The organism is Janthinobacterium sp. 35, assembly GCF_002754575.1.
In the GTDB taxonomy this organism is placed as follows: Bacteria; Pseudomonadota; Gammaproteobacteria; order Burkholderiales; family Burkholderiaceae_D; genus Janthinobacterium; species Janthinobacterium tructae.
The window spans coordinates 3,231,255-3,249,778 of the sequence record NZ_PEFN01000001.1 but is presented as its reverse complement, the minus strand read 5'-3'; the positions used below and the strand labels follow the sequence as shown (position 1 = coordinate 3,249,778).

Below are 18,524 nucleotides of genomic sequence, written 5' to 3'. Positions count from 1 at the left end.
CGCAACGCCTGTTCGACGTATCATTTCATTACTGTAGCGCAAAGCGCCATGGCCTGCAGTGCCGCTTGAAACGGCGCGTGGTGCACCGCACATAAGAGGCATGCCAGCCACGATTGCGCTGGCGCGGCCGATTTTTGGCATAATGTCAGCAAATAGACAGGTCAACCATGAACACACGCTCCCCCCGCGCGCCAGCGCAAGAATTTGATACGACACATTTCCGTCAGGCATTGTCGCAGTTTGCCACCGGCGTGACGGTCATCACCACGCGCCTGGCCGACGGCAGTTTCCGCGGTTTGACGGCCAGTTCCTTCAATTCCGTCTCGCTGTCGCCGCCCCTGGTGCTGTGGAGCCTCGGTTCCGTGGCGAACAGCATGCCCATCTTCAGCGGCAACTCGCATTACGTCATCAATGTGCTGGGCGCCGAGCAGGCGGAACTGGCGCAGCGCTTCGCGCGCCGCACGCCGAATCCCTTCGACGACGTCGAATACGAATTGTCGCGCACGGGCCAGCCCATCCTGAAAGGCGCGTCGGCGTGGTTCGAATGCCATAACCGCAGCCGCTATCCGGAAGGCGACCACGTCATTTTCGTGGGCGAAGTGGAACAATGCGCATTTGCCGCGCAGCCGCCCTTGATCTTCCACAATGGAAAGTTCAATACACCGCCAGCCTGAGCGGGCCAAAAAAAATCCGCCGAGGCGGATTTTTTGTTTTACAGCGTAAAGTTGTACCCGATGCTGATACTCACGGCAACCGGATCGAGCTTGATGTCCTGCGTCTGCCCCGTCGAGAATTTCGCCTTGGTTTTCAGGTAGGTCTTGACCACGGCCACGTCAGCAAACCAGCGCTCGTTGATGGCCAGGGTGCTGCCGACCACCAGGCTGCCCGTCAGCTTGTTGTCCATGCGGTAGGTGACTGGTTTTCCACCCGGATCGAGCAAGGCCGTCATCTGACCCGAGCCTTTTTCTTTCTGGAAATAGGCATACGTCAAGCCAGCGCCCACGTAAGGGCGGATCATCGCATTGGGCTGGAAGAAACGATACTGGACGAAGGCCGTTGGCGGCAAGGCTTCGGCCGTCCCCAGTTTGCCCGTGCCCTTGATCGAGCCGTCGCCCATCAGGTCGTGCTTGTACGGCACGCCCAGGATCATTTCAGCAGAAATATTGTCCGTGATCATGTAGGCAAAGGTCAGGATGGGCTTGGTATCGGCCTTGACGTCGGCTTTCGTGCCCGGCAGTGCCGGTGCGGAAATGTCGCCACTGTCCACGTGCGGCGTGATCTTGTTGAGGCCAACCTTGGCCATCCAGGTGCCGGCGCTTTGCGCCGAGGCGCCCGTCGCCACGGTCATCGCGGCAACTGCGGCCAGTACGCGCACGGCGGTATTCAAATGATTCTTCATCTTGTCTCCTGATTCAGTATATGCGGAGTGTTCCGCTATCGAGTCTTGTCGCTGCCGGTACCGGCCGCGCCTCCCAGGCACAGCCGGTACGGCCATCCCTTACAGCCAGCCCCGCACGACCATATCCTTGGCCACATAACGGGCCAGCAACAGGTTATTGAAAGGCGTAGGGTGCACATCGTCGGCATACGAGTAGTGGCTGACGTCGCCCGCTTTCAGGTTCGTGCCATTGCACACCAGCGAGCTGCCCAGGATATTGCCTGGTGCGCTCAGGTCGCATGCCGTCTCGCTGACATTGGTCAAGCCATACGGGCCAGGGTTGGCGCCCTGGTCATGGCTGACGGCAAACACGTCGACCAGCAAGACTTTCGCATTGCCGTTCAAGCCGCCGCTCAGTTCGCCATTGAAGGCGCCGACCATGGCATTGATGAGCGCCTTGGTGTTGGCATCCTTGCTCAGGCCCGATGGCGTACCAGCCACGTCCGGCAGGTTGTTGACGATGACATAGTTGGCACCCTTGGCAATGATCTGGTCCTTGACCAGCGCTACCAGTTCGGTACCAGCTTGTTTCATCGAGGCAACCAGCAACGGACCCTGGGCCGCAGCGTAATCGGCACCGGCCTTGGCGCCGGCAGCATTGCCCGTCACCGTCGCATCGGCTTGTGCCTTGGCCACCAGCGGGCCATACACGGCAGGGCTACCCACTGCGGAATTACCCGGCTGAGTGGCAGCGACGGGGATAGCGGCCTGCACGATCGATGTCGATGTGGCGCCTGGCGCCGCACTGGCGGTCGCTACCGCCGCGCCGATGGCTTGCGCCGCCGTGACGGGATTGGTCGAGCTGGCCACCAAGACGGTGATCAGGTTGGTGGCAAAGGCCTTCGCGCCAGCGGTGGCGCCAGCCGCCTTGCCAGCAGCCGCCGCCCCCGCCTGCAATACGCCCAGCTGATACAGCACGTCATTACCGCCCGCCATCACGAACACGGCTTCCGTGCCGCTGAACTTGCCGCCGGACACGGCCAGGTGGTTCGCGATCTGCGTCACCACGGGCACGGTCAGGGCGCCCAGCTCGCTGCCGGTCAACTTGTTGTTCGGGCCGACAGGATTGGTCACGCGCGAGCCGCCCATGGCGTAGCCGTAGCAACCAGCATGCTTGACGCGCGGCACGGCCAAGCCCTTCAAGGCATTGCCTTCCAGGCCAGTCTCGGCGGCGCATGGCGCGGCCAGGCTGAATTGCGCGGCCAGGTGCTCGGTCCAGTTCTTGCCCGTCAGTTCAGGATTGATCTTGGTATTGTCGCCATTGATGGTGAACTTGCCGCCACCTTTCGCCGCCACCGTGCCGACGGCATACGAACCGACATCGGACAGGCTGTCGCCGAACGACACCTGCGCCGTGTATTTGACTTTCAAGGTTTGATCACCGCCACTGGCGCCGCCGCAACCTGCCAGGACAGCCGCAGCCAGCACGGCCAGCGCGAATTTTGTTTGATGCATTTTGTCTCCTCGGTCTTTTTTCTGGTTTCTAAACGAACGGGCGTGCTATTCGCTACCCAACTAATATGCCATCGTTCCTCGGGCTTGTATAGAAAATATGTTTTAAAAATCAACGAAATAACAACACCACCGGCGCCCTGTCACGAGCGGGCGATCGCATGAATTATGGAGGATATAAGATGTTTCGGGGCAAGCATCGCTATTGCGCTGCATCAAGAAAAAGCCCCTTGCGGGGCTTTTTATGATGCGGATAGAAACTGCTGCAAGATACCACTTGAGCCGAAGGCGGCGCGCCGCAAACGGTCATTCACGCCCAGCCACGCGGGGCCGGTGGGCGGTGCTTCGACGAGTATCAGCTCGGCGCCGACCTGGTCCATCGTGCGCAGCGAGGCATACAGCGCGTGTGCATAGTTTTCCGGGTTGGCCGCCAGGCGCACGCTGGCGCTGGCCGGTGGCAAGTCCGAGTAATGGATCAGGGCCACGCGGCGCCCGTCGTTGAGCAGGCGGTTCAAGGTGGCGCACACGTCGTCGCTGTGCTGCATCGCAACAGGCGTGTGCGGTGCGTAGTGCGATTCCAGCGTGCCCGAGGCGCGCGGCGCGGCCGCGTCCGCCACGGCCGGTGCGCGGCCAATCACGGCGGCGATCTGTTCGCTGCTGATATGGCCGGGACGCAACAGCACGGGACCGTGCGTGGCCAGGCGCGACAGGTCGACGATGGTCGACTCGATACCGACCTCGCTCTGGCCGCCATCGAGGACCTGGCCCAGCAAGCCGCTGTCCAGTTCCGCCGCGAATTCATCGCGCACATGCTGCGCCGTGGTGGGGCTGACGTTGCCAAATTTGTTCGCCGACGGCGCCGCCAGGCCGCCCTTGCCACCCTTGAAGGTGCGCAGCAATGCGATAGCCACCGGATGCGACGGGCAGCGCAGGCCCACCGTGTCCTGGCCGCCGGAAACGGCGTCGGGAATATGCGCGGCGCGCTTGACGATCAGGGTCAGCGGGCCGGGCCAGAAGGCGGCCACCAATTGCTGCGCCTCGGCGGGAATATCATCGGACCAGTGTCCCAGGTCGGCACCGGGTGCCACGTGCACGATCACGGGGTGGTCCGAGGGACGGCCCTTGGCTTCGTAGATGCGCGCCACGGCGGCCGGGTTTTCCGCATCGGCGCCCAGGCCATACACGGTTTCCGTCGGGAAAGCGACGAGGCCGCCCGCTTCCAGCACGGCCGCCGCCGCTGCCAGGTCTTGCGCGGGCACGCTCACGGCGCGATTCCCAGGATCAGGCAAGCGTCGCGCAGGCGCTGCTGCGCCTCTGGCAAGGTGGCCGCGATGAAGGTCAGGTGGCCCATCTTGCGGCCACGGCGCGGATCGTCCTTGCCATACAGATGCAGGCAGGCGCCCGGCAGCGCCAGCACCTGATTCCAGGCCGGTTCGCAGGCGGCATCGCTGCCGTCGGCAAACCAGGCGTCGCCGAGGATGTTGAGCATCACGGCCGGCGAATGCTGGCGCACGTCGCCCAGCGGCAAGCGCGCCATGGCCCGCACCTGCTGCGCGAACTGGCTGGTGACGCAGGCATCCATCGTGTAGTGGCCGCTGTTGTGCGGACGCGGCGCCATTTCATTGACTACCAGGCTGCCATCGTCAAGAACGAAAAATTCGATGCACAGCACGCCGACATAACCAAGCTCGGCAACCATCGCTTGCGCCGCGCGCTGCGCCCTGGCGGCGCAGTCATCCGACACGTTCGGGCCCGGCACGGTGGTGGTAAACAGCACGCCGTCGCGGTGCACGTTTTCAGCGATCGGATACACGACCGATTCGCCGTCCACGCCGCGCGCCGTCAGCACCGACACTTCATACGCCAGCGGCAGCATCTTTTCCAACAGGCAAGTTACTTCGCCCATTTCGGCAAAGGCAGCACGCACGTCTTCGCGCGTGCGCACACGGAACTGGCCCTTGCCGTCATAGCCCATGCGCACGGTTTTCAAAATGCCAGGCAGCAAGTCGTCGGCGATGGCATCAATATCCAGCTGCGTGGCGATGACCGTATGCGGCGCCGGCAGCACGCCGGATGTCGAGGCGCAAGCGACGAAGAAACGTTTTTCCGCGATGCGGTCTTGCGCCACCGACACGCCGTGGGCGTTGGGGGCAACAAACACGCGTTCGGCCAGGCGCGACAGGCTGTCGGCCGGCACGTTTTCAAATTCCGTGGTGACGGCCAGGCATTGCGCCGCCAGGGCGTCGAGCCCGGCTGCATCGTTGTAGCCGGCATTGACCAGGCGCTGCGCCACCTGCCCCGCAGGGCAGGCGTCCGACGGTTCCAGTACAGCCACCTGATAGCCCATGCTCTGGGCGGCCTGGGCAAACATGCGGCCGAGCTGGCCGCCGCCCATCACGCCCAGCCACGCCGGTGGGTTGGCGGCGGGCAGCAAGGGGGAAGTCGATTTACTATTCATTATTTTTCAAACACATTATTCAGGCAAGACCATGGCCTTGGCGGCGGCCGTTTGCGTGGTACGGAAGGCTTCGAGCTGGTCGGCCAGGGCGTCGTCATTGGCGGCAAGCATCGCCACCGCCGTCAGCGCCGCATTCGCCGCACCCGCTTCGCCGATGGCGAAGGTGGCCACCGGCACGCCCTTGGGCATTTGCAAAATCGACAGCATGGAATCTTCGCCGCGCAAGTATTTCGACGGCACGGGCACGCCCAGCACGGGCACGATGGTCATCGCCGCCACCATGCCAGGCAGGTGGGCGGCGCCGCCGGCGCCGGCGATGATGGCGCGCAAGCCGCGCGCGCGCGCGCTTTTCGCGTACGCATACATCTCGTCGGGCATGCGGTGCGCGGAAATGACTTGCGCTTCGTACGGCACGCCAAACTGTTTCAGGATGGCAACCGCGTTCTGCATCACTTCCCAGTCCGAGGACGAGCCCATGATGACGCCGACCAGCGGCTTGGGGTTCAACTTGTGCTCACTCATCTCAGGCCTTCAGCTTCTCGCCCGTCAGGCGTTCGATGGCTTCAAAGTACTTGGCCTGGGTTTTTTCGATGACGTCGGCCGGCAGCGCAGGCGCCGGTGCGGTCTTGCCCCAAGTCAGTGTTTCCAGGTAGTCGCGCACGAATTGCTTGTCGAACGACGGTGGCGAGATGCCAGGCTGGTAGGAATCGGCAGGCCAGAAGCGCGACGAGTCGGCCGTCAGCACTTCATCCATCAAATGCATGACGCCATTGTCGTCCAGGCCGAATTCGAACTTGGTGTCGGCGATGATGATGCCACGCGTGGCGGCGTACTCGGCAGCAGCCTTGTACAGGGCGATGGCGACGTCGCGCATCTTGGCAGCCAGTTCCGCGCCGATGCGCTCTTCCATTTCAGCAAAGCTGATGTTTTCGTCATGCTCGCCCAGCTCGGCCTTGGCCGCCGGTGTAAAAATCGGTTGCGGCAGCTTTTCCGCCTGTTGCAGGCCGGCTGGCAACGCGATGCCGCAGATGCTGCCTGTCTCTTGATAGTCTTTCCAGCCCGAACCGATGATGTAGCCGCGCACGACCGCCTCGACCATGATGGGTTTCAAGCGCTTGGCCACGACGGCGCGGCCCTTGACCTGCTCCACTTCATCGGGCGCCACCACCGATTCCGGCGCCACGCCGGTCAGGTGATTCGGCACGATATGGCCCAGTTTCTCGAACCAGAAGTCACTCATCTGGTTGAGGACCTTGCCCTTGCCGGGGATAGGCTCGTTCATGACGACATCGAAGGCCGACAGGCGGTCCGTGGTGACGATCAGGATCTTGTCGTCGCCGACGGCGTAATTGTCGCGGACCTTGCCGTGGCCCAGCAATGGCAGGGAGTGGATGGAAGTCTGATAGAGGCTGTTCATAGCGGGGGGAATAGTTGGATGAAACGAAACCGGCAGGCAGGGAAGGCGCCCGCCGGTCGAGAAAATCGGGCACGGAGATGCAGCTTCCGGCCCGTTCCAGACAGAATTTTACTTCACAATTTGCGACAGCTCGCCGGCCTTGTAGCGCTCGGCCATTTTTTCCATCGTGATGACCTTGATTTTCGACGCCTGGCCTTCGCAGCCGAAAGCCTGCATGCGCGCACGCACGATTTGCTCGGCGGCGGTGCGGGCTGGCTTGAGGAAGTCGCGCGGGTCGAATTTCGACGGGTTTTCAAACAGGTACTTGCGGATCGCGGCCGTCATCGCCAGGCGGATATCGGTGTCGATGTTGATCTTGCGCACGCCGTGACGGATGCCTTCCTGAATTTCTTCGACTGGCACGCCGTAGGTTTCCTTCATGTCGCCGCCGAATTCGCGGATGATGGCCAGCAATTCCTGCGGTACCGACGAAGAACCGTGCATCACCAGATGGGTGTTCGGGATGCGCGCGTGGATTTCCTTGATGCGGTCGATGGCCAGGATGTCGCCCGTCGGCTTGCGCGTGAATTTATACGCGCCGTGCGAGGTGCCGATGGCGATCGCCAGGGCGTCGCACTGGGTGCGCTGCACGAAGTCGGCCGCTTGCGCCACGTCCGTCAGCAGTTGCTCGCGCGTCATGGTGCCGTCGGCGCCGTGGCCGTCTTCCTTGTCGCCCTTCATGGTTTCCAGCGAACCGAGCACGCCCAGTTCCGCTTCCACCGTCACGCCGATGGCGTGCGAGAATTTCACCACTTCACGCGACACTTCCACATTGTATTCGTAGGAAGCGACCGACTTGCCGTCCGCTTCCAGCGAACCGTCCATCATCACGGAAGTAAAACCCGAGCGGATGGCGGCCATGCAGACGGCCGGCGACTGGCCGTGATCCTGGTGCATGACGACGGGAATGTGCGGATACGCTTCGACGGCGGCGTCGATCAGGTGGCGCAGGAAGGCTTCACCGGCGTACTTGCGCGCGCCAGCGGACGCTTGCATGATCACCGGGCTGTTGAGCGCATCGGCGGCAGCCATGATGGCTTGCACTTGCTCCAGGTTATTGACGTTGAAAGCAGGAATGCCATAACCGTTTTCGGCGGCATGGTCCAGCAGTTGACGCATGGATACGAGAGACATGGTAATACTCCAGATAACAATAGAAACCGTTGCAGCGCTTCGCGGCTAACTGCCGCGCTGGCGCCTGAATTTTTACGTTTAATCGAATTCGCCGACTGTGACAATCTTCAGGGCGTTGGTACCGCCCACCTGCCCCATCGGCTCGCCCCAGGTGACGACGATCATGTCCCCCTTCTTGACGATGCCCTGCGCCACCAGCAGCTCTTCCGCCTGCTTCAGCACTTGCGCGCTGGGGGCGTTCTGCATCAGATGATACGCCCGAACATTGCGGTACAGCGCGGCTTTGCGCAAAGTGGTCACGCTGGGCGTGAGCGCGTAGATCGGCGTGTCGATGCTGTGGCGGCTCATCCACAAGGCGGTGGAACCGGATTCCGTCAGCGCCACGATGGCTTTCACGCGCAAATGGTGGGCCGTGAACAGCGCGCCATACGCGATCGACTGGTCGATGCGGGTAAACGTGACGTTGAGGAAATCGGCGTCGAGCTTGTTGTATTCGGACTGTTCCGCTTCGACGCAGATGGCGGCCATCATTTCCACCGTCTCGATCGGGTACTTGCCCGAGGCCGTTTCGGCTGACGTCATGACGGCATCCGTGCCATCGAGCACGGCATTGGCCACGTCGGACACTTCCGCGCGCGTGGGCACGGCGTTGACGATCATCGATTCCATCATCTGCGTGGCAGTAATGGCCAGCTTGTTCGACGCGCGCGCCATCTTGATCATGCGCTTCTGCAAAGCCGGCACGGCCGCATTGCCCACCTCGACCGCCAGGTCGCCGCGCGCCACCATGATGCCGTCGGAGGCGTCGAGAATTTCCTGCAAGGCAGGAATGGCTTCGGCCCGTTCGATCTTGGCGATCATCATCGGCTTGTGGTGGTACGCTTCACCCGCGATATTGGCCAGCTGGCGCGCCATTTCCATGTCGGTCGCGCATTTCGGGAAGGAAATGGCCAGATAATCGGCCTGGAAACTCATGGCCGTCTTGATGTCTTCCATATCCTTGGCCGTCAGCGCGGGCGCGGACAGGCCGCCACCCTGGCGGTTGATGCCCTTGTTGTTCGACAACTCGCCGCCAATCTTGACGGTGGTGTGGATTTCGCTGCCGTGGATGCGCTCGACGATCAGCACGATGAGGCCATCGTTCAGCAGCAGCACGTCGCCCTTGTGCAAGTCGCGCGGCAAGGCCTTGTAGTCGAGGCCGACCCGCTCCTGGTTGCCCAGTTCGCCGTTTTCGCCCCACTTGGCGTCGAGGATGAAGCGCTCGCCCGCTTCGAGCTGAATGCGCGTGTTTTCAAACTTGCCGACACGAATTTTCGGACCTTGCATGTCGGCCATGATGGCCACTTCGCGGCCGCATTCAGCTGCCGCCAGGCGTACCAGCGCGGCGCGGTCGATATGGTCTTGCGCCTTGCCGTGGGAAAAATTCAAGCGCACCACATCGACGCCCGCACGTATCATTTTGACCAGGATATCGAAGTCCGTGGAGGCGGGGCCGATTGTTGCTACGATTTTTGTACCACGTGGCATAGGAGTCCTTGTGCGCGAGCGAAGGTGAGCAAGGCCGGTTTGAGACAGCAGCCGGCAAGGTAAAAGCGCAGCGATCAGGCTGCGCTTGGTGGCACTACAGTCAGGCTGGATCAGCCTGCGCGTTGCATCAGTATCTCAACTGCTGGCAAAGTCTTGCCTTCCAGGAATTCCAGGAAAGCGCCGCCGCCCGTCGAGATATAGCTGATTTTATCGGTAATGTCGTATTTGGCAATCGCCGCCAGGGTGTCGCCACCACCGGCAATCGAGAACGCTTTCGATTCGGCAATGGCCAGCGCCAGGGTCTTGGTGCCGTGACCGAACTGGTCGAATTCAAACACGCCGACCGGGCCGTTCCACACGATGGTGCCGGCAGCGGCGATCTGCTGCGCCAGCAGGGCCGCCGTTTTCGGGCCGATATCGAGGATCATGTCGTCGTCCGCCACGTCGGCCACGTCCTTGACGGTAGCGGCGGCCGCAGGCGAAAACTCCTTGGCACACACGACATCGACGGGAATCGGCACTTGCGCGCCGCGCTTGGCCATGATCTCGATGATGGCCTTGGCTTCTTCGACGAGTTCCGCTTCCACCAGCGACTTGCCGACGTTCAAGCCAACAGCTTTCATGAAGGTGTTGGCAATGCCGCCGCCAACGATCAGATTATCGACCTTGTCAGACAGGGCTTTCAAAATGGTCAGCTTGCTCGATACTTTCGAACCGGCAACGATGGCCAGCAATGGACGGGCTGGCGCGTGCAAGGCTTTGCCCAGCGCATCGAGTTCGGCGGCCAGCAGCGGGCCGGCGCAGGCGACAGGGGCGAACTTGGCGATGCCGTGCGTGGACGCTTCGGCGCGGTGGGCCGTGCCGAACGCATCGTTCACATAGATATCGCACAGCTTGGCCATTTTTTGCGCCAGTTCATCGCTGTTTTTCTTTTCGCCCTTGTTGACGCGCACGTTTTCCAGCAGGACGACTTGGCCGGCGGCCAGGTTTTCCAGGCCGGCGCCATCGATCCAGTTTTGTTTCAGTGCCACTTCCTGGCCCAGCAACTCGGACAAGCGGGCGGCCACGGGCGCCAGGCTGTCGGCAGGCTTGAACTCGCCTTCCGTCGGACGGCCCAGGTGCGAAGTCACCATGACGGCGGCGCCAGCGTCGAGCGCGGCGCGGATGGCCGGCACCGAAGCGCGGATGCGCGTATCTTCAGTGATCTTGCCACTGTCATCTTGCGGGACATTCAGGTCGGCGCGGATAAACACGCGCTTGCCTTGCAGTGCATTTCGGGCGATCAAATCTTGCAGACGGATGAAGTTGAGAACAGCTGACATGGCGATCCAGATGACGAGTGGAAGGAAGTGCGCTATTTTACCGCAATGACCAGACCAAATCCCCGATTTGTCCTGCTTTACTGAAAAACATGCAACAGTCGCAAGCCCGTGAAAACCAGCATGCCAAACACGATGGTTTGCAGCATATTGCGGCGAATCACGAAAAAGAGCGTGGCGGCAATACCCGACAAGAGTTTCAAATTCGACAATTCGAAGTACACTTGCTGCCCCTCCATCAGCATGTCGGGCGCGATGATGGCCGCCAGCGCGCAGGCCGGCGCATAGCGCAGCATCTCGCCCACGCGGCGCGGAATGGTGATGTGGTGGCCGACCAGCCAGAAGGTGCTGCGCGTAGCGGCCGTGGCCACCACCAGCACGGCGATGGCGATCCACACATCGGCCCTGCCCCAATCGATGCCGTCAAACATGGCGTTTGTTCCATTTCTCGGTCAATTCTTCCACGGCCATGGCGCTGACCATGCCCACCACGACGGCCACCAGCAAGCCCAGCTTGTATGGCAAGCCAAACGCCAGCACGGCCACCGTGCCCGCCACCAGCACGCCGCACAGGGCGGCGCGGCTGAGGATCAGCGGCACCGTCACGCACAGGATCGCCAGGGTGCCGGCAAAACCCAGCCCCCATTCGGCCGGCACGACGGCGCCCAGCACGATGCCGATGAAGGAACCGATTTGCCAGGCCAGCCAGTTGGGGTAAATCAGTCCCTTGAGGAAGGGCAGCTTGGCCGGGTCCGGCGTTTCATGGGGGTAGCGCTGCAGGAACAGGCCCACCGTGATGTCGCCCGCCACATAGCCGAGCGCAAAGCGCTGGCGCCACGGCAGATGGGAAAAATGCGGGGCCAGCAGCACGGAAAAGATGACAAAACGCAAATTGACGACGAGCGCCGTGGCGAAGATCACCCACACGGGCGCCTGCGCGGCCAGTAGCGGCAGGGAGGCGAGCTGGGCCGAGCCGGCAAACACGAACAGGGTCATCGCCCCCGCCTGCGCTACCGTCAGACCGCTTTTCACCATGGCCACGCCCACCACCATGCCCCAGGCGGCGATGCCCAGCAGGGTGGGCGCGCCCAGGTTCAGGCCGGCGCGCCAGGCGTCTTTCAGCAAGGCGTCATCCTTGGCGGCCGGGACGGCGTTAACGCGGGTGTTCATGCGCCCCTCCGGCAGGCTGAGTGTGGTAACTGCACAACAATGGTGCATGGCGACAAGGGCGGCAACGGTGATACCGGCAAGGCAAATCCAGTCAGTGTGGCGCTGCAGCTGCCATCTTTCCGCAAAAAAACCGCGCCGCAGCCGCAGATGATCGAGCCGCCATTTTAGCCATGATTTTTGCTGTCTGCCTGAATCCGTTAAAATCGTGCTTTTGGCAGCAGCCGACTTCCTTCCATACAGCCTCACGGAGCATGACAAGATGACAAAAACCACCCAGCCAGCGGTCGAACTCGACGGTAAAGACTTGCCAGCCCACTGCCCTAACCCGGCCATGCCGCTGTGGTCGTCGCATCCGCGCGTGTTTCTGGAATTCAACAAAGACGGTATCGCCAAGTGCCCCTACTGCGGCACGGCGTATACCCTGAAGGAAGGCGCCAGCGCCGGCCATCACTAAACTGCCCAGCGGCGCGCCCCCAGCGCGCCGTTTTTATTTGTACCAGCCAGGAGTCGTCATGAAACGTCTGAAAGAACTCAATGGCAGCGCCGCCGAAGTCGAAGCGGCTTTCTACGATGCCTTGCACCGCGCCGACCTCGAAGCGCTGATGGCGCTATGGGCCGACGATGAAGAAATCGTCTGCATCCACCCGGGCGGCACACGCCTGATCGGCCATGCCGCCATCCGCGCCTCGTGGGAAACCATTTTGACGGCCGGCGGCCTGCACATCGTACCGGCGCAGCTGCATGAAACGCACAATTTGATGAGCTCGGTGCACACGGTGATCGAAGGCATCACCGCCGAAGAAGGCGGCCCGGCGCATCTGCTGGCGACAAATGTGTACGTCAAGACGCCGCGCGGCTGGCGCATCGTGCTGCACCACGCCTCCGTCGCCCCCGGCGGCGCGCCGGCCGACGCCACGGGAACGCAGATCTTGCACTGATGTCCTTGCTTCTTTCCTATACCGCCCCGCTGTGGCTGCCTGGCGGCCATGCGCAGACGATTTATCCCGCCGTGTGCCTCGCCAAGCCGGCCGTGGCCTTCCGCCGCGAACGCTGGCAAGCGCCCGATGGCGACTTCGTCGACGTCGACCTGGTCGACGGCCAGCCGGGCCAGCCCTTTGTGGTGCTGTTCCACGGCCTGGAAGGCTCGTCGAACAGCCATTACGCGCGCGCCCTGATGAGCGAAGTGGCGGCGCGCGGCTGGTCGGGCGCCGTGCCGCATTTTCGCGGCTGCTCGGGCGAAGCCAACCTGGCGCCGCGCTTCTACCATTCAGGCGATGCGCAGGAAGTCGACTGGGTACTGCGCCAGCTGCGTCCTCGTGCCACGGGCAAGTTTTACGCGGCCGGCGTGTCGCTGGGCGGCAACGCCTTGCTGTGCTGGCTGGGCCAGTCGCAGCACCAGGCCGATTTCATCGATGCGGCCGCGGCCGTGTCCGCGCCGCTGGACCTGGCGCAAGGGGGCAAGGCATTGTCACGCGGCGCCAACCGGCTCTACACGCGCATGTTTTTGAACACACTCAAACCCAAGTGCCTGGCCAAGCTGGAACAATTTCCCGGCCTGTTTGCGCGCGATGCCATGCTGGCCGCGCGCGACTTGCACGCCTTCGACAATGTCGTCACGGCGCCGCTGCACGGCTACCGCGACGCCGACGATTACTGGCACCGCGCCAGCGCCAAGCACGTCTTGCAGGACATCACCGTGCCGACCCTGGTGCTCAATGCCCAGAACGACCCTTTCCTGCCCGGGCGCTTCCTGCCGCGCAGCGCCGCGCCGCAGGTCACGCTCGAATATCCGCGCCACGGCGGCCATGTCGGCTTTGCCGCTGGCAAGTTGCCGGGAAGCACACGCTGGCTGCCGCAGCGCCTGATCCATTTTTTTGAAGGCGGCAACACGGCGCCCTCTTCCCCGCAAAGCTGTCAGGCTGGCGGGGCACGCACTCACATGGAAAACGCACCACATGGATGAACTCGTCAAACAGGCGCTGGCCAAATGGCCGAACGTGCCCCACTGCTACGGCTGGCTGGGCCTGGACGCGCGCGGCCACTGGCGCATGCGCGACCAGCAGGCGCAACAGCAACAACTGCCCGGCGACAAGATCGCTCATGCAGCGCTGCTGGGATTTATCAACCGCAATTACGACCATGACGACCGGGGCTGCTGGTTTTTCCAGAATGGCCCGCAGCGCGTGTACGTGAACCTGGAAGCGACGCCGTACATCGCCCGCAGCGATCCGCAGCACGGTTTTGTCTTGCAGACGGGCGCGCCGCTGGCGGCCATCGAGGCGGCGTATCTGTGCGACAACGGCGCGCTGATCTTGCGCAACGATCATATCGTGGCACAGGTCGACGACCGCGACATGGCGCACGTGCTGCCAGCGCTGCGCGTCGACGGACAGGCGGCCGGCGACGAGGCCTTGCTGGCCTGGCTGGAAAAGGGGCAGGGCAACTTGATGTTATTGCATGACGGCAAGGAGATTGCCGTGCAGCCGCTGGCCTATGCCAGCGTACCGCCCACCTTCGGCTTCCAGCCGCTGCCGCAAGCCGAATAAGGGCTACCCCTTCTGGTCCTTGATCTGTTCGCGGCGCTTTTCCTGCAGTTCGCGCTCGCGCGCATCGATCACGGCCTGGTCATAAAAGGTCGCGTCCGTCGATTTGCGGGCGATGGTCAGCTGGTCAAGCGCGGCCATGGTGGCGCCCTGCAGCACGTAGGATTCGGCCAGCGCCATGTGCTGCAAGGTCATCTTGCCCTGGTCCGCATAGGCTTTCGCCAATAAATCGTACAGTTCCGGCTCTTCCTTGTAGAGCTGCACCTGGTCACGCAGATACAAGGTAGCCTGTTCCAGCTTGCCGGCAGCCATCAGCGCTTCCGCATACTGATGGGCAATGCCGCGCGAGAGGGGAAACTGCTGGCGCGCCGCATCGGCTGCCGTCAACGCTTGCTGCGCCACTTCCTTCTTCTGCGCCGGCATCAACAGCACTTCCAGCCCCATCGCCGCCAGCAGCGAGTTCGGCGCCTGCGTGCCGCCCGAGGTAAACACATTCGGCCCGGCCGGCTGGTGCAGTGCCGCATTGGCGGCGTCGAGTTCCTTCTGCGCATCAAGCGGCTTGCCCTGCTTGACGGCGACAAAGGACAAGCCGTAATGGGCTGCCACCACCTGGAAGCGGCTTTGCTGTTCCAGCTGCGTCTTGAAGACGGCCTTGGCATTCAACAGGCCTTGCACGTTTTCATCCTGCAGCACGCGGGCACGCGCACGGGCCAGGTGGAAACTCAGGCTGTCCGGACGCTGCTTGTAGGGCTGCTCGCGGATGCGCGCCTGGATGTCGGCGATGCGCTCCGTCGTCAGCGGGTGGGTCTGCAGATAGGCGGGCATCAGGTCGCTGTATGAGCGGCTGGCCGCCTGCATGCGGCCAAAGAAGGCCACCATGCCGGTGGTGTCGAAACCGGCTTCGCCCATGATCTGGAAACCGATGCGGTCGGCCTCGCGTTCGGCGTCGCGGCCGAAGTTGAGCTGGCGCTGGATGGCCAGGCCCTGGCCGGCAGCAAACACGCCCATGGCCACGTCGCCGCCCGCGCGCGACGCGAGCGCCGCCAGCAGCATGGCCGCCAGCGGCATCAGGGCATCCTGGCGCTGCTGGCCCAGCATGCGCGCGATGTGGCGCTGCGCCACGTGGCCGATCTCGTGCGACAGCACGGACGCCAGTTCCGCCTCCGTTTGCGCCGCCAGCACCAGCGCCGAATGCACGCCGATGAAGCCGCCGGGCAAGGCAAACGCGTTCAACTGGGGATCGCGCACGGCAAAGAAGAAATAGTCGTAATTCGTTTCGCCGCGCACGCTGGGGCGCGCCGCCACGAGGGCGTTGCCGAAAGTATTCAGGTATTCCAGCAGCGGGGCATCGTCGAGGTAGTCGCGGTCGCCGCGGATGCCACGCATGATCTCCTCGCCGATCTTGCGCTCCATCGCCGGCGACAGGTCTTCGCGCGAGGTATCGCCCAGATTCGGCAAGTTCGGCGCTGGCGGCACGGCCAGCGGCGTCCAGCTGCCGGCCGGCTTGGCCGGCGTGCTGGCCGCCGCCACCACCGGTGCAGACGTATAGGTTTGCGCCAGCGCAAACGGCGCGGCCAGCCACAATGCAGCGAGCATGGATGCGCACCGGGAGCGGGAGCGGGAGCGGCACCGCCATGCCGCAGCGGTGTTTTCACGGACGATCGGAAGGGGAGTTTTTGAATTCACGGGTGCTATCATACCTTGTTAGCGGCGCCCATTCCCACGCGTGCCGCGCCCCACTCCTCACCTATTTTGACGCCATGACAACAGCAGACAAGCAAGCCCCCGCCGGAGAACTGACCCATTTCGACGCCACGGGCCAGGCCCATATGGTCGACGTGGGCAGCAAGGAAGACACGCGCCGCAGCGCCGTGGCCGCCGGCACCATCCGCATGCAGCCCGCCACCCTTGCCTTGATCATTTCCGGCAATGCGAAAAAGGGCGACGTGCTGGGCATCGCCCGCATCGCCGCCATCATGGGCGCCAAGCGCACCAGCGACCTGATTCCGCTGTGCCACCCGCTGGCGCTCACCCGCGTCACCGTTGACTTCGAAGTGGATGAAGCAGCCAACAGCGTGCACTGCCGCGCCCAAGTCGACACGACCGGCAAGACGGGCGTGGAAATGGAAGCGCTCACTTCCGTGCAGATCGGTTTGCTGACGATTTATGACATGTGCAAGGCAGTCGACCGGGGCATGGTCATGACCAACGTGCGCGTGCTGGAAAAACATGGCGGCAAGTCGGGCGATTGGCACGCCGAGGTGTAACTATGCTGCCTGGCGCGCCCGCGGGCCCAGGACGCGGCGCACGTCGCACAACAGCCAGAAGGCACTGGCCAGGCACAGCACGATGATGGCCACGGACAGGGGCAAGTGGAATTGTTCCATCCCCGCCAGCGCAAAGCCGGCGTGGATCAGACACGTTCCCACGCCCAGCACGGCGCACACACAAGCGTACAGGACCGCCCGCGGGGTGGCCAGCAGCACGTGCCGGTAACCGACCAATACCAGGGCAATCGCTGCCAGGTTAAACACCAGGAAACCCTGCACGCCGCCCGGCACATGAAACATTTCCCACTCTTTCCAGTAGGCAGCGTCGATTTGATGCAGGATCAGGAACAACATGGTCCAGAAGTAGCTGCGTGGCATAAGATTTACATTCGTCAATATTAATGCAATTGTAAAGCCAGAGCCGCGCGCCGGCACGCGCACAGGGGATTTTTCTATGCGAATATGAATTTCATTGATATAAGTGCTTTTTCATCAAGAAATCATGCATACTGCGATTCGACAATATCGAGATGAGCATCGCATGACTAGCAACAAGCCCGCCGCGGAAAGCAAGCTCCAGGACTTCGAATTCGAGGCGATGAATCTGCAGGTGGGGGGACGCATCCAGTTCATCACGCATCGCACCATCAAACCGATCCAGCATTTCTCGACCCTGATCGGCTACGTGAAAGACGAGTACCTGATCGTCAAGATCCCCATGGAAAACGGTGCGTCCATCGTGCTCAACGAGGGCGACAAGCTGACCATCCGCGTGTTTTCCGGCGTCACCGTGTGTTCGTTTGCCTGCAGCGTGCTGCGCATCTTTGGCCGCCCCCTCAATTATGTGCACCTGAGCTTTCCCGACGCCATCCAGGGCACCAGCCTGCGCACGGCCATGCGCGTGAAGGTGGACATTCCGGCGCAGCTGAGCTACCGCGACGTGGCGGCCGTGCCCGTGTTCATCGTCAACCTCAGCGTCTCGGGGGCGCTGATCGAGGCGCCCAGCATGCTCACGCCGGACGACGAGGGCGTCGCGCTCAGTTTTACCCTGCTGGTGCAGCCGAACAAGCATCAGATGCGCGTCAATACGCGCGCGCGCATCCAGAACGTCAGCGTGGGCAAGCCGTCAAATGGCAAGGCGGCCGAGGTCGCCGAAATCTATACGTATGGCGTGCAATTCATCGACCTGGAACCGACCCACTACACCTTGCTGCAAAACCTCACCTATGAAGCGCTGATCGCGGACCGGCAAAAAATCGTCTGACACGGGCGCGCCAGGCGCCGCTCACTGCGTCGCCACCACCTTGGGAATATTGTTCCTGGTAAGGGCTTCCTTCGCCGCCGCATTCGTCACGCTGGTGCTGTTGAACCAGGTCAGGCTGCTGGTGCCGAGCTGCAACGCCATGTTCACCGTCTGGCCGCCCAAGCCGCTGCCCAGGTCGCCCGCCAGGGTCAGCTCGATATCGCCCTTGTCGACCTTGGCGCTGGCCACTTCGCGCGTCGGGCTAAATAGGGGAATGGCACTGGGCACGGCCTCGGTGGGCGTGCTGCAGGCGGTCGCCAAGCCTCCGTTTTCCTGCACGCACAGGGCCACGGCGGTCTTCAGCGGTGCGGCCGCCGCCAGCACGTTACCGACCTTGGCCCGCATCGTATAGTCGCCGTACTGGGGAATGGCCACGGCCGCCAGGATGCCGGCGATGGCCACCACGATCATCAGTTCTATCAGGGTAAATCCGCTCTGCGCGCGCATCGTCGCC

The 18,524-nt window shown here is 62.8% G+C and carries 21 protein-coding genes; 7 read left to right on the top strand and 14 right to left on the bottom strand.

Annotation, left to right across the window (positions count from 1 at the left end):
- Positions 1-167: 167 nt before the first annotated feature.
- Positions 168-674 carry a flavin reductase family protein gene (locus CLU93_RS14465; protein WP_096237985.1) on the top strand — a complete coding sequence of 169 codons (507 nt, stop codon included), beginning with the start codon at positions 168-170 and terminating at the stop codon, positions 672-674.
- A 38-nt stretch (positions 675-712) separates the two neighbouring features.
- Here the strand turns inward: CLU93_RS14465 and CLU93_RS14460 are convergent, their stop codons facing one another.
- The 11 genes from CLU93_RS14460 to CLU93_RS14410 all read right to left on the bottom strand — a co-directional run bounded on the left by CLU93_RS14460 (position 713) and on the right by CLU93_RS14410 (position 11,954).
- Positions 713-1,399: an OmpW/AlkL family protein gene (locus tag CLU93_RS14460; RefSeq protein WP_180287854.1), complete on the bottom strand. Its 687-nt coding sequence runs from the start codon at positions 1,397-1,399 to the stop codon at positions 713-715.
- A gap of 99 nt (positions 1,400-1,498) precedes the next feature.
- The gene (locus CLU93_RS14455; RefSeq protein ID WP_099762007.1) at positions 1,499-2,893 is read right to left on the bottom strand and encodes an SGNH/GDSL hydrolase family protein; all 1,395 of its coding nucleotides are present in this window, start codon (positions 2,891-2,893) and stop codon (positions 1,499-1,501) included.
- A gap of 239 nt (positions 2,894-3,132) precedes the next feature.
- Positions 3,133-4,155, bottom strand: a complete 1,023-nt coding sequence (locus tag CLU93_RS14450) for an L-threonylcarbamoyladenylate synthase (RefSeq protein WP_099762006.1) — start codon at positions 4,153-4,155, stop codon at positions 3,133-3,135.
- Positions 4,152-5,348, bottom strand: a complete 1,197-nt coding sequence (locus CLU93_RS14445) for a 5-(carboxyamino)imidazole ribonucleotide synthase (RefSeq protein ID WP_099762005.1) — start codon at positions 5,346-5,348, stop codon at positions 4,152-4,154. The genes CLU93_RS14450 and CLU93_RS14445 overlap by 4 nt, the downstream gene beginning before the upstream one ends.
- 15 nt (positions 5,349-5,363) lie before the next feature.
- Positions 5,364-5,870 (bottom strand): 5-(carboxyamino)imidazole ribonucleotide mutase, encoded by a 507-nt coding sequence (gene purE, locus CLU93_RS14440; RefSeq protein WP_099762004.1) that lies wholly within the window; start codon positions 5,868-5,870, stop codon positions 5,364-5,366.
- A gap of 1 nt (position 5,871) precedes the next feature.
- A complete protein-coding gene (locus tag CLU93_RS14435) occupies positions 5,872-6,765 on the bottom strand; it encodes a phosphoribosylaminoimidazolesuccinocarboxamide synthase (RefSeq protein WP_099762003.1) in 894 nt (297 codons plus the stop codon).
- A gap of 108 nt (positions 6,766-6,873) precedes the next feature.
- Positions 6,874-7,938 (bottom strand): class II fructose-bisphosphate aldolase, encoded by a 1,065-nt coding sequence (fba, locus tag CLU93_RS14430; protein WP_010401625.1) that lies wholly within the window; start codon positions 7,936-7,938, stop codon positions 6,874-6,876.
- 78 nt (positions 7,939-8,016) lie between these two features.
- Entirely contained in the window at positions 8,017-9,465 is a 1,449-nt protein-coding gene (pyk, locus tag CLU93_RS14425) for a pyruvate kinase (protein WP_099762002.1), read from the bottom strand.
- A gap of 110 nt (positions 9,466-9,575) precedes the next feature.
- Positions 9,576-10,787 carry a phosphoglycerate kinase gene (locus CLU93_RS14420; RefSeq protein ID WP_099762001.1) on the bottom strand — a complete coding sequence of 404 codons (1,212 nt, stop codon included), beginning with the start codon at positions 10,785-10,787 and terminating at the stop codon, positions 9,576-9,578.
- Between the two features lie 77 nt (positions 10,788-10,864).
- On the bottom strand, positions 10,865-11,215 hold the full coding sequence (locus CLU93_RS14415) for an AzlD domain-containing protein (RefSeq protein ID WP_096237993.1): 351 nt from the start codon (positions 11,213-11,215) through the stop codon (positions 10,865-10,867).
- Positions 11,208-11,954 carry an AzlC family ABC transporter permease gene (locus CLU93_RS14410; protein WP_099762000.1) on the bottom strand — a complete coding sequence of 249 codons (747 nt, stop codon included), beginning with the start codon at positions 11,952-11,954 and terminating at the stop codon, positions 11,208-11,210. Before CLU93_RS14410 ends, CLU93_RS14415 begins: the two co-directional genes overlap by 8 nt.
- A 259-nt stretch (positions 11,955-12,213) precedes the next feature.
- Here CLU93_RS14410 and CLU93_RS14405 point away from each other — a divergent pair, with 259 nt between their 5' ends.
- From CLU93_RS14405 to CLU93_RS14390, 4 genes are read left to right on the top strand one after another with little or no spacing between them, the layout of a single operon-like run.
- The gene (locus tag CLU93_RS14405) at positions 12,214-12,408 is read left to right on the top strand and encodes a zinc-finger domain-containing protein (RefSeq protein WP_070220739.1); all 195 of its coding nucleotides are present in this window, start codon (positions 12,214-12,216) and stop codon (positions 12,406-12,408) included.
- A 58-nt stretch (positions 12,409-12,466) separates the two neighbouring features.
- Positions 12,467-12,892: a YybH family protein gene (locus CLU93_RS14400; protein WP_099761999.1), complete on the top strand. Its 426-nt coding sequence runs from the start codon at positions 12,467-12,469 to the stop codon at positions 12,890-12,892.
- Positions 12,892-13,917: a YheT family hydrolase gene (locus CLU93_RS14395; RefSeq protein WP_099761998.1), complete on the top strand. Its 1,026-nt coding sequence runs from the start codon at positions 12,892-12,894 to the stop codon at positions 13,915-13,917. The genes CLU93_RS14400 and CLU93_RS14395 overlap by 1 nt, the downstream gene beginning before the upstream one ends.
- Positions 13,910-14,500 (top strand): DUF2946 family protein, encoded by a 591-nt coding sequence (locus CLU93_RS14390; RefSeq protein ID WP_099761997.1) that lies wholly within the window; start codon positions 13,910-13,912, stop codon positions 14,498-14,500. The genes CLU93_RS14395 and CLU93_RS14390 overlap by 8 nt, the downstream gene beginning before the upstream one ends.
- A gap of 3 nt (positions 14,501-14,503) precedes the next feature.
- On the opposite strand, the gene CLU93_RS14385 is transcribed toward CLU93_RS14390, so the two are convergent.
- On the bottom strand, positions 14,504-16,093 hold the full coding sequence (locus tag CLU93_RS14385) for a M48 family metalloprotease (protein WP_099761996.1): 1,590 nt from the start codon (positions 16,091-16,093) through the stop codon (positions 14,504-14,506).
- Between the two features lie 164 nt (positions 16,094-16,257).
- Here CLU93_RS14385 and moaC point away from each other — a divergent pair, with 164 nt between their 5' ends.
- Positions 16,258-16,764, top strand: a complete 507-nt coding sequence (gene moaC / locus CLU93_RS14380; RefSeq protein WP_034746095.1) for a cyclic pyranopterin monophosphate synthase MoaC — start codon at positions 16,258-16,260, stop codon at positions 16,762-16,764.
- Here moaC and CLU93_RS14375 read toward each other — a convergent pair whose 3' ends face one another.
- Positions 16,765-17,145, bottom strand: a complete 381-nt coding sequence (locus CLU93_RS14375) for a DUF6713 family protein (protein ID WP_099761995.1) — start codon at positions 17,143-17,145, stop codon at positions 16,765-16,767. It lies immediately after the preceding gene.
- Positions 17,146-17,308: 163 nt separating this feature from the next.
- Here CLU93_RS14375 and CLU93_RS14370 point away from each other — a divergent pair, with 163 nt between their 5' ends.
- The gene (locus CLU93_RS14370; protein WP_099761994.1) at positions 17,309-18,031 is read left to right on the top strand and encodes a flagellar brake protein; all 723 of its coding nucleotides are present in this window, start codon (positions 17,309-17,311) and stop codon (positions 18,029-18,031) included.
- 21 nt (positions 18,032-18,052) lie between these two features.
- Here the strand turns inward: CLU93_RS14370 and CLU93_RS14365 are convergent, their stop codons facing one another.
- A complete protein-coding gene (locus tag CLU93_RS14365) occupies positions 18,053-18,517 on the bottom strand; it encodes a pilin (protein WP_099761993.1) in 465 nt (154 codons plus the stop codon).
- Positions 18,518-18,524 lie beyond the last annotated feature (7 nt).